Source organism: Nonomuraea sp. NPDC023979, assembly GCF_040639085.1.
GTDB lineage: Bacteria > Actinomycetota > Actinomycetes > Streptosporangiales > Streptosporangiaceae > Nonomuraea > Nonomuraea ceibae.
Genome location: NZ_JBEZZG010000015.1, coordinates 147,182 through 159,739 on the forward strand (window position 1 = coordinate 147,182; position 12,558 = coordinate 159,739).

Genomic DNA, 12,558 nt, shown 5'->3' on the forward strand with positions numbered 1-12,558 from the left:
CGAGCTGCAAGCGCCTCCGGACAGAATGCCGCAAAAGGATCAACCAGCGCTTCGGGGGCGACATTGCGCATGCTGCTGATGGTGCTGGCCGCCGGGCTGCTGCCGCAGCCGGTCGCCGGGCCGCACGTCACGCAGCCCAGAGCGGAGATCACGGCCACGGTCCGCGCCGACGGCACGGTGGCCGTGGTCGAGGAGCACACGCTGACGTACCGGAGCCCGGGCAAGGGCGCGTACGTGGACATCCCGCGCGCTCCCGGCGTCGTGGTGGAGGACGTGTCGGTACGCGAGTCCGCGGCCTACGAGCAGGTGGCCCCGGCGGAGCCGGACTCCTCGGGACGCGCCGGGACCTACAGCGAGCGGGCGTGCGGGACCGACGGGCCGCACCGCGTGGTGTGGCACCTGGCCGCCACGCCCGGCAGCACCCGGACGTTCCGGCTCGGCTACACGCTGAAGAACGCGGTCACCGTGTTCGGCGGGCACGCCTTCCTGCACCTGCCGGTGCGCGGCGCCCACTGGCGGGGCGGCGTGGACCTGCTGGAGGTCACGGTCCGCCTGCCCGGACCGCCCGGGAGCGGCGGGCACCAGGCGTTCGGGCAGCCCGCGAGCAGGCTGGCCGCCGGGCCCGCCGGGCAGGTGACCAGGGCGAGCGCGCGGGCCGTGCCCGGCGCCCAGGCGCTCGCGCTCGACCTGGCCTTCCCGCCCGCCCGGCTCGACCTGCCGAGCACCGGCGGCAAGGTGCTGCGCGGCGAGGGCGACGGCTCGGCCACGCTGGCGGAGCTGCGCGCCGGGCGTCAGCCGGTGACCTCGGCGGGCGGCGCCGCCTGCGGCCCGGTCGGCACGGAGACCTACGACGGCACCTGGTGGGTGTTCGCCGGGATGGCGGTGCTGGTGACCGGCGTCCTGGTGATCGTCGAACGCCGCGCCCGCCGCCCGCTCAGCCGCCGGTCCGGTCCCGCGCGCGGCCGTGCCGGCCGTTCCTACAGCGACCACGGCTATCACGCGGGCCAGCCCGGCGGGACGCCGAGCCACAGCCCCGGTGAGGGCGGCGGCGGGGGCGGCGGCTCGTTCTGATCAGTCCCCGGCGGCCTCCCAGCAGTGCGTCCAGCGGCCGTCGCCCAGCTCGGTGCGCCCCGGCACCGTGGTCGAGCAGACTGGCAGCGCCACCGGGCAGCGAGGGTGGAAGCGGCACCCGCCGGGCGGGTCGGCGAGGCTGGGCGGCTCGCCGTGCCGCTGCCGCTCGCGCGGCGTCACCCGGTCCGGGTCCGGCGCCGACTCCAGCAGCAGCCGCGTGTACGGGTGCCGCGCCGCCTGGGTGAGCGCCTCGGCGGGCCCGCTCTCCACCAGCCGGCCCGCGTACATGACCGTGATGTCCTCGGCGAAGTAACGCGCGCTGGCGATGTCGTGCGTGATGTAGAGCAGTGCCAGCCCGCTCTCGTCGGCCAGCTTCTCCAGCAGCCGCAGCACGCCGAGCCGGATCGACACGTCGAGCATGGACACGGGCTCGTCCGCGATCAGCGCCACGGGCCGCACCGCCAGCGCGCGGGCGATCGCGACGCGCTGCCGCTGCCCGCCGGACAGCTCGTGCGGCAGCTTGTCCATGAACTGGTCGACGGGCGTCAGGCTGACGCGTTCGAGCAGCTCGGCGACCAGTTCCCGCTCGTGCGCGTCGGACTTGGCGTGGCCGTGCACGCGCAGCGGCCTGGCCAGGTGGTAGCGGACCCGGTGGAAGGGGTTCAGCGAGGCGAACGGGTCCTGGAAGATGAGCTGCACCTGCCGCCGGTAGGAGCGGAACGCCGCTCCCCGGTGCGCCCGCACGACCTCGCCGCGCAGCAGCACGTCGCCGGAGGTGGCCGGGTAGACCTGGGCGAGCAGCCGGGCGACCGTGCTCTTGCCGCAGCCGCTCTCGCCGACCAGCGCGCTCACCCGCCCGGCCCGCAGCGCCAGTGACACGTCCTCCACGGCCCGCACCGGCGGCCGCCGCCCCCACCGGCCGCGCGCGGCGGTGAAGTGCTTGGTGAGGTTGCGCCCTTCCAGGACGATCACGACGCCTCCCGTGCGGCAGTGTCAGCTCCGGCGCCCTCGTTGAGGCGGCAGGCCACCTCGCCGCCCGGCACCGGCAGCAGCGCCGGGCGCTCGTCGGCGCAGCCGTCGAAGGCGTGGCGGCAGCGCGGGTGGAAGGCGCACCCGGGCGGCGGCGAGCGAAGGTCGGGCGGGGTACCGGGAATGCCGAGCAACTCCTCGCGCGGCCCGCGCAGCCGGGGGAAGGACCGCAGCAGCCCGTCGGTGTACGGATGGCGGGGCTCGGTGCGCAGCGCCCTGGCGGTGCCGACCTCGACGACGCGGCCGGCGTACATGACGGCGATGCGGTCGGAGATCTCCATCAGCAGCGACAGGTCGTGGGTGATGAACACGACGGCGAACCCGTACTCCTCGCGCAGCGCGCCGATCTCGTGCAGGATGTCGCGCTGGACGACCACGTCGAGCGCGGTCGTCGGCTCGTCCATGATGATGATCTCGGGGTTGAGCGCGAGCGCGATGGCGATCGCGGCCCGCTGGCGCATGCCGCCGGACAGCTCGTGCGGGTAGCCGCGCAGCCGGTCGGCGTTGATGCCGACGCGCTGGAGCAGCTCGGCGGCCCGGGCGGCGCGGGCCTTGCGCGACAGGTCCGGCGCGTGGATGCGCAGCACGTCGTCGATCTGGGAGCCGATCGTGGCGACCGGGTTGAGGGAGTTCATGGCGCTCTGGAAGACGACGGCGAGCTCCTTCCAGCGGAAGGCGCGCAACTGTTTCGGCCCGAGCGCGAGCACGTCGGCCTCGGTGCCGTCGCGCCGCCGGTAGAGCACCGAGCCGGAGGTGATCGCGGCGGGCGGGCGCAGCAGCCGGGCGACGGCGTTGGCCAGCGTGGACTTGCCGCTGCCGCTCTCCCCCGCGAGCCCGAGGATCTCGCCGCGCCGCAGGTCGAGCGTCACGTCGGCGACCGCGTGCACGGCGCCCGTGGCCGACTGGTAGTCGACGCCGAGGCCGCGTACTTCCAGGACGTTCACGCCTTCACCTTCCCTTCACGCCCGGGCCTGCGGCGCGCGGGCTTTATGGTGCGCAGGCGCGGGTTGGCGATCTCGTCGATGCCGAAGTTGACCAGCGCCAGCCCGGTGCCGATGAGCGCGATGCACAGCCCCGGCGGGATGAACCACCACCACGCGCCGATGAGCAGCGCCTGGCCGTTCTGCGCGAAGTAGAGCATGCTGCCCCAGCTCACCGTGGACAGGTCGGCCAGGCCGAGGAACGACAGCCCGGCCTCGGCCAGGATCGCCGCGACGACCGTGGCCAGGAAGCTGGTGGCGATCACCGGGAGCAGCACGGGCAGGATCTCGAAGAACACCACCCGGAACGCCCCCTCGCCGCCGGCCCTGGCCGCCTCCACGAAGTCGCGGCGGCGTACCGACAGGGTCTGGGCGCGCAGCACGCGCGCCCCCCACGCCCAGCCGGTGACGGCGATCACCACGGCGACGGAGGCGACGCCGCGCTGCGGCAGGTAGCCCGCCAGCACGATGATCAGCGGCAGCGCGGGCAGCACCAGGAAGATGTTGGTGAGCACGGACAGCACCTCGTCGACCGCGCCGCCGAAGTAGCCGCCGACGAGCCCGACGGCGACGGCGAGCACGGTGGCGATCACCGCCGAGAGCACGCCGACGCCGAGCGACACGCGGGCCCCGTAGACGAGCTGGACGAGCACGTCCTGCCCGGTCTGGGTGGTGCCGAGCCAGTGCGCCGCCGACGGCCCCTGGAGGCCGGCGTCGCTGGTGGCGGCCGGGTCGGCGTCGATGAGCAGCGGCCCGAGGATCGCGGCCAGCGCGAAGAAGGCGAGGATGCCCGCCCCGATCTTGATCTTCATTGCCTGGTCCTGGGGTCGAGGATCACGTACGCCAGATCGGCCAGGAAGTTGGCGACCAGCACGGCCAGCGAGATCACCAGGAAGATGCCCTGCATGAGCGGGAAGTCCTCGTTCTCCACGCCCTTGAGCAGCATCGACCCGATGCCCGGATAGGAGAAGACGATCTCGGTCAGCACCGAGCCGCCCACCACGAAGCCGAGCGACAGCGCGAAGCTGGTGATGTTGGGCAGGATCGCGTTGCGAGCCGCGTACGCCCACATGACCCGGCGCGACGTCAGCCCCTTGGCCTCGGCCATCACCACGTAGTCCTCGCCCAGCGTGGTCACCATGACGTTGCGCATGCCGAGGATGCGGTCGGCCATCGAGGCGAGCACGATCGTGATCGCGGGCAGCGCCGCGTGGTAGACGACGCTGCCGGCGAACTCCCCGGTCAGCCCCGGCACCACGTCCAGCGCGTACGCCCGGCTGACGGGGAACCACTCCAGCGTCACCCCGAAGACGAACACCAGCGCCAGCGCGACCCAGAAGTACGGCACCGCGTGCATGAACGTGGCCGCAGGCAGCACCCCGTCGAGCCAGGTGCCGCGCCGCCACGCCATGAGCACGCCGAGCGCGGTGCCGACCACGTAGCTGATCAGCGTGGCGACGCCGACCACCCCGATCGTCCACGGCAGGCTGTCGGCGATCACCGTGGACACCTCGGTGGGGAAGAACGTGATCGACCGGCCGAGCTCGCCCCGCGACAGGTTGCCCAGGTAGTCCACGTACTGCTGCCACAGGTTGGCGTCGCTGATGCCGAACGCGCGCTTCATCGCGTCGATCGCGGCCGGGTCCACGTTCCCCTTCAGCCGCGCCACGAGCAGGTCGACCGGGTCGCCCGGCATGAGGCGCGGGATGAGGAAGTTGAGCGTGACGGCGGCCCAGGCCGTGAGCAGGTAGAACCCGAGCCGCCTGGCGAGAAACCTCACGTGCCCGCCGGCTTCAGCCGCAGCAGCACCACGGCCGCGTCGGGTGAGGTGTAGGGCGACGGCATCGCGTACGGGTCCTGCTCGGTCGGCCAGCCGACGTACTTGTCGGTGCGGTACTGGGCCCAGCTCGGGCTGTAGAACAGCGGCAGCGTCGGCAGCTTCTCCACCATGATCCGGCCGAGCGCCTGGGTGGCCTTGTGGTGCTCGGCCTCGTCCTCGGTGGCGGCGTAGGCGTCGATCAGCCGGTCGGTCTCGGCGTCCTTCCACCGCTGGTAGTTGCCGGTGGCCGACTTGCCGACGGGCGTGGCCAGCTTGCCGTAGAGCATCGAGCGCATCTGGAAGTACGGCTCGGCCCCGGCCGGGGTGGCGCGGATCGACAGGTCGAAGGTGCCCTTGCCGACCTTCGACACCCAGTCCTGGAAGGCCACGCCCCGGGTCTCGACGGTGATGCCGACCTTGGCCAGGTCCTCGCGGATGAGCTGGGCGGCGTTGACCCAGTCGGTGAACGGTGACGGCACCAGCAGCTCGAACTTCAGCTCGCCCGGGTCGAAGCCCTTCAGCAGCTCCTTGGCCTCGGCCAGGTCGACGGTGAACGCGGCGTCCTTGTGCTCGGGCGGCAGGTACGCCTCGCCGCCGGGCATCGGGATGCCGGTCGGGTGCGCGACCTTGGTGTAGCCGCGCTCGGCCACCCGGACGATCTTCTCCCGGTCGATGGCCAGGCTGATGGCCTTGCGCACCTCGGGCTTGGACAGCACCGGGTGGGTCAGGTTGGGCAGCAGCGCGACGACGCCCTCGGCGGGGAAGAAGTACTTGTTCGTCTCCGGCTTGCCCTGCACGTAGATCTTCTCGATGTCGGGCACGAACGCGCCCGCCCAGTCGACCTCGCCCTGCCGCAGCGCCGTCTGCACGCCGTTGGCCGTGTAGGCGGGGAACTTCAGCACCGGCACCTCGGGCTTGCCGGGCTGCCAGTAGCCCGGGTTCTTCGCCATCTCGTACAGCTGGGCGTTGAACGACGACAGCGTGTACGGGCCGGTCCCGACGGGCTTGGGGTTGGTGAACGTGACCGGGTTCTGCTTCTCGAACACGTGCTTGGGCACGATGGGCGTGTTCCCGGCGATGTTGAACAGCTTGGCGTAGGAGGTGCCGGCGAAGTCGACGCGGACCTTGTCCGGCGCCAGCACCTCGGCGCCCTCCAGCTCCAGCGCGCTCTTGTTCAGCTCGGGGTGCTTCCTGATGATCTCGAACGTGTAGGCGACGTCCTCGGCGGTGAACGGCTTGCCGTCGCTCCACTTGACGCCCTGCCGCAGAGTGAACGTGAGCGACTTGCCGTCCTCGGACCACTCGTGCTTGAGCGCCAGCCAGGGGGTGACCTCGCCGGGTTTGAGCCGGTTGAAGAACTCCAGCGTCTCGTAGATCATCCCGCTGGTGCCGAAGTTGACGCCTTCGAGGTGGAACGGGTTGAAGTTCTCCTGGAACGTCCCCGAGTCGATGGCGTGGATGATCAGCGGGGGCGCGCTCGCCGTCCGCCCGGCCCCGGCGCCACCGCCGCCGGAGCATCCCGCCACCGCCAGGACCAGGGCCGCCACGGCCGCCAGGCTGCGTTTCATTGCGACGCCTTTCCGAAGTAGCTCGTCCGCAGGTTCCGCGACCCCTTCGGCGCGGCGAACGCCTGCGCCCGCCGGAACCCCGCCGGGGCGCCCCGCACGACCGTCAGCGCCCGGTAGTAGTCCACGTACGGGAATCCGTACGTCTCGCCCCTGGCGTAGGCGTAGCCGGTGATGGCCTGCGACCAGATCTCGTACGCCTCGTCGCTCAGCTCGACGAACACGTCCGGGGTGAAGCCGTCGGCGTCCTCCCAGTTGTCGGCGTAGTAGAGCTCGCCGGCCCAGTAGGCGGGCAGGTCGCGCGCCAGGGTCTTCAGGCCGCCGTAGAAGCGGGCGTCCTGGACGATGCGGTGGGTGCGGGCGTGGTCCTTGTGGATGGACTCGCCCCAGTGGGTGAGGATCACGTCCGGGCGCAGCTCCCTGATCAGGTCGCCGACGCGCATCTTGACGTCGTCGTCCTCGGGCAGCAGGCCGTCCTCGTAGTCGAGGAAGCGCACGCCCGCGCCGATCCGCCCGGCGAACGTCTCGGCCTCCTCGCGCTTCTGCTCGGCGTAGTCGGCGACGCTCATGCGCGGGTGGCCGCGCTCGCCGAGCGTCAGGTGCAGCAGCGTGGCGCGGTCGCCGCGCAGGACGTGCTGGGCGAGCACCGCGCCCGCCGTCAGGTCGAGGTCACCCGCGTGGGCGCCGATGGCCAGGACGTGGGTCATGCCGGCCGCCTCATCACGTGGAACCGCCTGGTGATCTCGTAGCCCGCCTTGGTGTAGAGGTGACCGGCCGGGCTGGTCTCGCCGGTCCACAGGAACCACGACGAGTGCAGCCCTTCGGCGCGCATCCTGGTCATGGTGAGATGGAGGAGGATCTTGCCAAGGCCGGTGCCGCGCTGCGCCGGGTCGACCCCGAACGGGCCGAACCTCTCGGGGATGCCCCGGTAGGCCCCGTACAGCGCGAACCCGACGACGCCGCCCTTTCTCGCGATGACCATGCGGTCGGGGTTCGCGTGGCGCCTGATCGCCTCGCCCCAGTCCGGGTTGAACTCCTCGGCCGCGAACCTGATCAGCTCCGGCAGCTCCCCGTCCACCGGGGACCGGAACGCGTACCCCTCGGCCTCACGGGCGGCCCGCAGCTCGCCCGCCTCGTCCGGCGCCACGTAGCCGACGAGCGTCCGGTCCATCGCGACCGGCGAGTACAGCGTCTCGAACCCCAGCGCGCCCAGCAGCCGGAACCCGTCGGGGTAGAGCTCCGGGTCGGCGCCCGGAAGCACGTAGCCGGGCGTGTAGGAGGCGAAGTCCACCGTCCTGCCGTCGAGGAAGCCCAGCGCCTCCTCCATCAGCCTCCGGCCCAGCCCCCGGCCCCGGTGCTCGGGCGCGACGAAGAAGAACGGGATCCATCCCATGCCGGGCTCCAGGTCCGTGCCCGGCGCGAGCGGCGTCCGCCTGCGCACCCCGTACGCGCAGCCGACGACGCGGCCGTCCGCCACGGCCACCCGCAGGCCGCCGGGGTCGAAGTTCGGGTCGAGCAGCACGCAGTCGCGCAGCCACCCGGCGGTCGTGGGGTCGCCTGGCATGCTCCGGTTCCAGGCGTCGACGAGGGAGCCCTCGTCCCCCGCGGCGAACGCTCGGACAGTGACCATCGGCCGGTCCTTTCACCTGGGCTTCGCGGCCAGCTTTCCGAGTGTTAACCCCCGTGGTCAATGATTTTCGGGCAGAAATTTTCCTGCTTTATGACCCTATTGAAACTTTCCTTCGTGTCCGGTAAGTATGGAATGTTGCGCATTCCGGCCCCCGCCGAATCCCCCCGCGCACGGAGTCCGGACCGGCGCGTACGGGCTCCGCGGCCATGATCCCGGGTCAGACCGACGTCGGCAGCGGCCCCCCGTGGTAGGCCACGGCGTCGCCGAGGGCGGCGAGCAGGTCCATCTCCGCGCCCTCGGCGTCCGCGTACGCCCGGTGCAGGTTGAGCACCAGCCGCTCCGCGTCCGCCCACCCCGCGAACTCGCCCAGGTCGGCCTCCCGGGCGGCGGCCAGCGGCGTGAGCCCCCGGGCCCGCCCCGCCCGCGCGACGTCCAGCACGAACCGGTAGTAGCGCTCGTGCGCCGCCAGCACCCCGGGCAGCCCGGCCGCGTCGGTCAGCGGCCCGTGCCCCGGCACGACCCGCTCGGCGCCGAACGCCGCCAGCCAGTCGAGCGACCGGAGCGCCCCCTCCAGCGACCCCATGAACACCAGCGGCGTCAGCCCGTGGAAGAGCAGGTCCCCGCTGAACAGCACCCGCTCCTCCGGCAGCCACGCCACCACGTCCCCGGGCGTGTGCGCGGCGTAACCGGGATGCCGGAACTCCACCCGCCGCGCGCCCGTGTAGACGGCCACCTCGTCGCGGAACACCACGGAGGGCGGCCGGCGCGTCACGTTCCCCCAGTCGGGCACCGGCTCCCACACGGGCGGGCAGCCGTCGATGATCGGATCGACGAGCAGCGCCGCCCGCATCGCCTCATGCCCGAAGATCACGGTCTCGGCGGGCAGCACGCTGTTGCCGTACGCGTGGTCGCCGTGCTGGTGGGTGTTGACCGCGACCCGCACCGGCGCGCCGCCGGTCGCCTCGGCCAGCGCGCCGAGGAAGCGCCGGGTGCGCCGCTCGGTCGCGCAGGTGTCGACGACCACGAGGCCGTCGTCGCCGGCCACGGCCCCGGCGTTGTTGAGCCACCAGGTGCCGTCCGGCTGCACCCACGCGTGGACGCCGGGCCCGATCTCGTGCAGCGACCCCATGTCCGCCTCTCCCTCCGCCTCCGCTTCGGGTCATCCGGGATACGGAAAAGCCCGCCACCGTGATGACCACGATGACGGGCTGGGAAACGTGCTGAGGGGTGGAGCTATGGGGATTCGAACCCCAGACCTCCTCCATGCCATGGAGGCGCGCTACCAACTGCGCCATAGCCCCTGGTCACCGCGCGGAGTGTGCTCTTTGCGGCGCTCGGAGAGCATATAGCCATCCGCGAGATTCGCATAATCGCGGCTGCCCACGCTGCCCGCGCTGCCCGGGGGCACGCACTGCCCGGGGCGCGCGCTGTCAGGAGGCACGCACTGCCCGGGGCGCGCGCTGTCAGGAGGCACGCACTGTCCGGAGGCACGCACTGCCCGATGCGCCGTCTGGGGGCACGCCGAAGACCGCCGGCGCCGTCACGCCGGCGGACCGCGTCAGCGCCGGCCCTCCGCGTCGGGACTGTCGTCGCTGCTGATCGGCTCGGGCAGCGTGCCCGCGTTGTGCTCGAGCAGCCGCCAGCCCCGGCGGCCCTCCTCCAGCACCGACCACGAGCAGTTGCCGAGCCCGCCGATGGCCGACCACAGCTCCTGCGGCAGCCCCAGCAGCTCGCAGATGCCCAGCCGCAGCGCCGCGCCGTGCGAGGCGACGACGAGCAGGCCGTCGTCGTCGAGCTTGGCGGCCCAGCGGCGCATCGCGGCGCCCACCCGGGCGGCGACGTCCGGCACGGCCTCGCCGTCGGGCGCCTCCCAGTTGACGTACTCCTGGGGCCAGCGGGCGGCGATCTCCTCGCGGGTCAGGCCCTCCCACTGACCGCCGCCGCGCTCGCGGAAGTCCTTGTCGACGCCGACCTCCAGGCCGACGATCCGGCCCAGGGCGAGGGCCGTCTCGTTGGCCCGCTGAAGGTCGGAGGAGACGATGAGGGTGGGCCGGAGCGAGGCGAGCAGCGAGGCCGCCCGGGCCGCCTGGGCGATCCCGGTCTCGTCGAGCGGGATGTCGGAGTGGCCCTGGAAGCGGTGCTCGACGTTCCACAGGGTCTGCCCGTGCCTGAGGCAGACGATGCGCTTGCTCAAGTGCGCGCCCTCTGGATGTTGGCCTGCATCACGCTCTCCGGCAGGCCGATGGCCGGGCAGTCCTTCCACAGCCGCTCCAGGGCGTAGAAGGTGCGGTCCTCCTCGTGCTGGACGTGCACGACGATGTCGATGTAGTCGAGGAGCACCCAGCGGCCTTCGCGCTCGCCCTCGCGGCGGACGGGCTTGGCGTCGGCCTCGGTGCGCAGCTTGTCTTCGATCTCGTCGACGATGGCGCGGACCTGGCGATCGTTCGTGGCGGAGCAGAGCAGGAAGGCGTCGGTGATGACGAGCTGCTCGCTGACGTCGTAGGCGAGGATGTCGTCGGCCAGCTTGTCGGCGGCCGCCTCGGCGGCGATCTGCACGAGCTGGACGGCTCTGTCGGATGCTGTCACGATGCGGGTCGGTCCTCCTGTGTCGGCAACATGCCCTTATGTTGAGGGTACCCTTTTCAGCCGCCCCGCCTCACGCGCGTCAGCCGTGGGCGTGATAGAGCCCGCGTTTGTTGATGTACTGCACGATGCCGTCCGGCACGAGATACCAGATGGGCTCGCCCTTCTCGACCCGCTGCCGGCACTCCGACGACGAGATCGCCAGGGCCGGGATCTCCAGCAGCGTCACGCGCCCCTCGGGCAGCCCGGGGTCGTGCAGCGTGTGCCCGGGCCGGGTGCAGCCGACGAAGTGCGCCAGGTCGAACAGCTCCTCGGCGTCCTGCCAGCCGAGGATGGCGCCGAGGGCGTCGGCCCCGGTGATGAAGTACAGCTCCACCCCGGACCCGTAGACCCGGGAGATGTCCCGCAAGGTGTCGATGGTGAACGTCGGTCCCGGCCGGTCCACGTCCACCCGGCTGACGGAGAAGCGCGGGTTCGACGCCGTCGCGATGACCGTCATCAGATAGCGGTCCTCGGGCGCGGACACTTCCCGCTCCGACTTCTGGTACGGCCTGCCCGTGGGCACGAACACGACCTCGTCGAGATTGAAATGGTGAGCGACCTCGCTGGCCGCGACCAGGTGACCGTGGTGAATGGGATCGAACGTACCGCCCATAACACCCACGCGTCGCTTCCCCTGGACACCAGGCGCGTTCATCATGAAACGGACCTTACGCGGACTCTCTCCCCAACATGCGGGCACCCCCCTCGATGATGACCGCGCATCACACCGGTTGCGGACGTAGCATGCCGGGCATGACGACCACCCCGGACCGCAGCCGCGTCCAACTGCCCGGCATCTCTTCCCGTGCCTACGAACACCCCGCAGACCGGTCGGCTCTGGTCGCTCTGCGCAAGTTGAGCGGGTTCGACACGGTGCTCAAGCAGATGTCCGGCCTCGTAAGCGAGCGGCGTCTCCGCCTGATGTATCTCGCCTCCGCCGTGCGCGTGAGCGAGACCCAGTTCCGCTCCCTCTACGACATGGGCCGCGACGCCGCCTACACGCTCGACCTGCACCGCATCCCGGAGATCTACGTCCAGCAGGATCCGCAGGTCCAGGCCAAGGCCATCGGCTTCGACGACCCGTTCATCGTCGTGACCACCGGCCTGCTCAACCTCATGAACGAGGAGGAGCAGCGCTTCGTCATCGGCCACGAGACCTCCCACATCCTGTCGGGCCACGCGGTCTACCGCACCATGCTCGACATCCTCACCCGCCTCGCCGCCCGTGTCGCCTGGATCCCGCTCGGCTACATCGGCCTGCGCGCGATCGTGGCCGGCCTGGAGGAGTGGTACCGCAAGTCCGAGCTCTCCTCCGACCGCGGCGGCCTGCTCACCAGCCAGAACCCCGAGGCCGCCAAGCGCGCGCTGATGAAGCTCGCCGGCGGCGACTACACGCACGAGATGAACATCGAGGCGTTCCTGGAGCAGTACGCCGAGTACGACACCGCCGGCGACCTGCGCGACGGCTTCCTCAAGGTGCTCAACCTGCTCGGCACCACCCACCCGTTCGCCGTGGTGCGCGTGGCCGAGCTCGACAAGTGGCAGCGCAGCGGCGAGTACGACCGCATCATCGGCGGCGACTACCCGCGCCGCGAGGACGACCCCAACGCGCGCGTCACCGAGGAGATGAAGGCCGCCGCCGAGTCCTACCGCCGCTCCTGGTCGGAGTCCCAGGACCCGTTCATCGGCGTCCTGCGCGACGTGGCCGAGGGCGCCGTCAACGCCGGCGAGCGCATCTTCAACCGCTTCGCGCGCCGCGACGGCGGCCAGGGCTGACCCGCCGCCTGGCTCACCGTCCGTCACGCACGAACACCTGCGTTCTCACCGCGCGGTCTTTCA

General features: G+C 71.8%; 13 protein-coding genes and 1 tRNA gene. 2 read left to right on the plus strand and 12 right to left on the minus strand.

The window, feature by feature from the left end; genetic code table 11:
• The first annotated feature begins 69 nt into the window (after window positions 1–69).
• A complete protein-coding gene (locus tag AB0G11_RS25665; RefSeq protein WP_219506848.1) occupies window positions 70–1,071 on the plus strand; it encodes a DUF2207 domain-containing protein in 1,002 nt (333 codons plus the stop codon).
• Here the strand turns inward: AB0G11_RS25665 and AB0G11_RS25670 are convergent, their stop codons facing one another.
• The 12 genes from AB0G11_RS25670 to nadD all read right to left on the minus strand — a co-directional run bounded on the left by AB0G11_RS25670 (window position 1,072) and on the right by nadD (window position 11,377).
• Window positions 1,072–2,043: an ABC transporter ATP-binding protein gene (locus AB0G11_RS25670; protein ID WP_308125819.1), complete on the minus strand. Its 972-nt coding sequence runs from the start codon at window positions 2,041–2,043 to the stop codon at window positions 1,072–1,074.
• On the minus strand, window positions 2,040–3,044 hold the full coding sequence (locus AB0G11_RS25675) for an ABC transporter ATP-binding protein (RefSeq protein WP_357588666.1): 1,005 nt from the start codon (window positions 3,042–3,044) through the stop codon (window positions 2,040–2,042). Before AB0G11_RS25675 ends, AB0G11_RS25670 begins: the two co-directional genes overlap by 4 nt.
• Window positions 3,041–3,892, minus strand: coding sequence for an ABC transporter permease (locus AB0G11_RS25680; RefSeq protein ID WP_357588668.1), 852 nt, complete (start codon window positions 3,890–3,892; stop codon window positions 3,041–3,043). The genes AB0G11_RS25675 and AB0G11_RS25680 overlap by 4 nt, the downstream gene beginning before the upstream one ends.
• Window positions 3,889–4,860: an ABC transporter permease gene (locus tag AB0G11_RS25685; RefSeq protein WP_308125820.1), complete on the minus strand. Its 972-nt coding sequence runs from the start codon at window positions 4,858–4,860 to the stop codon at window positions 3,889–3,891. The genes AB0G11_RS25680 and AB0G11_RS25685 overlap by 4 nt, the downstream gene beginning before the upstream one ends.
• The gene (locus AB0G11_RS25690; RefSeq protein ID WP_357588670.1) at window positions 4,857–6,467 is read right to left on the minus strand and encodes an ABC transporter substrate-binding protein; all 1,611 of its coding nucleotides are present in this window, start codon (window positions 6,465–6,467) and stop codon (window positions 4,857–4,859) included. Before AB0G11_RS25690 ends, AB0G11_RS25685 begins: the two co-directional genes overlap by 4 nt.
• Entirely contained in the window at window positions 6,464–7,171 is a 708-nt protein-coding gene (locus AB0G11_RS25695) for a PIG-L family deacetylase (protein WP_219506852.1), read from the minus strand. Before AB0G11_RS25695 ends, AB0G11_RS25690 begins: the two co-directional genes overlap by 4 nt.
• On the minus strand, window positions 7,168–8,094 hold the full coding sequence (locus tag AB0G11_RS25700) for a GNAT family N-acetyltransferase (RefSeq protein WP_357588671.1): 927 nt from the start codon (window positions 8,092–8,094) through the stop codon (window positions 7,168–7,170). The genes AB0G11_RS25695 and AB0G11_RS25700 overlap by 4 nt, the downstream gene beginning before the upstream one ends.
• Before the next feature lie 217 nt (window positions 8,095–8,311).
• Complete coding sequence (locus AB0G11_RS25705; protein ID WP_357588673.1) at window positions 8,312–9,223, minus strand: MBL fold metallo-hydrolase; 912 nt, start codon at window positions 9,221–9,223, stop codon at window positions 8,312–8,314.
• A gap of 99 nt (window positions 9,224–9,322) precedes the next feature.
• Window positions 9,323–9,395: transfer RNA gene (locus AB0G11_RS25710), tRNA-Ala, on the minus strand.
• 257 nt (window positions 9,396–9,652) lie between these two features.
• The gene (locus AB0G11_RS25715) at window positions 9,653–10,288 is read right to left on the minus strand and encodes a histidine phosphatase family protein (RefSeq protein WP_219506858.1); all 636 of its coding nucleotides are present in this window, start codon (window positions 10,286–10,288) and stop codon (window positions 9,653–9,655) included.
• Entirely contained in the window at window positions 10,285–10,680 is a 396-nt protein-coding gene (rsfS, locus tag AB0G11_RS25720) for a ribosome silencing factor (protein WP_219506860.1), read from the minus strand. The genes AB0G11_RS25715 and rsfS overlap by 4 nt, the downstream gene beginning before the upstream one ends.
• A 79-nt stretch (window positions 10,681–10,759) precedes the next feature.
• Window positions 10,760–11,377 carry a nicotinate-nucleotide adenylyltransferase gene (gene nadD / locus AB0G11_RS25725; protein ID WP_357588675.1) on the minus strand — a complete coding sequence of 206 codons (618 nt, stop codon included), beginning with the start codon at window positions 11,375–11,377 and terminating at the stop codon, window positions 10,760–10,762.
• 95 nt (window positions 11,378–11,472) lie between these two features.
• Between nadD and AB0G11_RS25730 the strand changes: the two genes are divergently transcribed.
• Window positions 11,473–12,495, plus strand: a complete 1,023-nt coding sequence (locus AB0G11_RS25730) for a M48 family metallopeptidase (RefSeq protein WP_219506865.1) — start codon at window positions 11,473–11,475, stop codon at window positions 12,493–12,495.
• Window positions 12,496–12,558: the final 63 nt, after the last annotated feature.

What these genes read in the sequence shown, in the direction of transcription:
- AB0G11_RS25665 (WP_219506848.1), top strand. Translation starts at nt 70, where the DNA reads ATGCTGCTGATGGTGCTGGCCGCCGGGCTGCTGCCGCAGCCGGTCGCC.
- AB0G11_RS25680 (WP_357588668.1), bottom strand. Translation starts at nt 3,892, where the DNA reads ATGAAGATCAAGATCGGGGCGGGCATCCTCGCCTTCTTCGCGCTGGCC.
- AB0G11_RS25690 (WP_357588670.1), bottom strand. Translation starts at nt 6,467, where the DNA reads ATGAAACGCAGCCTGGCGGCCGTGGCGGCCCTGGTCCTGGCGGTGGCG.
- AB0G11_RS25695 (WP_219506852.1), bottom strand. Translation starts at nt 7,171, where the DNA reads ATGACCCACGTCCTGGCCATCGGCGCCCACGCGGGTGACCTCGACCTG.
- AB0G11_RS25700 (WP_357588671.1), bottom strand. Translation starts at nt 8,094, where the DNA reads ATGGTCACTGTCCGAGCGTTCGCCGCGGGGGACGAGGGCTCCCTCGTC.
- AB0G11_RS25705 (WP_357588673.1), bottom strand. Translation starts at nt 9,223, where the DNA reads ATGGGGTCGCTGCACGAGATCGGGCCCGGCGTCCACGCGTGGGTGCAG.
- nadD (WP_357588675.1), bottom strand. Translation starts at nt 11,377, where the DNA reads ATGATGAACGCGCCTGGTGTCCAGGGGAAGCGACGCGTGGGTGTTATG.
- AB0G11_RS25730 (WP_219506865.1), top strand. Translation starts at nt 11,473, where the DNA reads ATGACGACCACCCCGGACCGCAGCCGCGTCCAACTGCCCGGCATCTCT.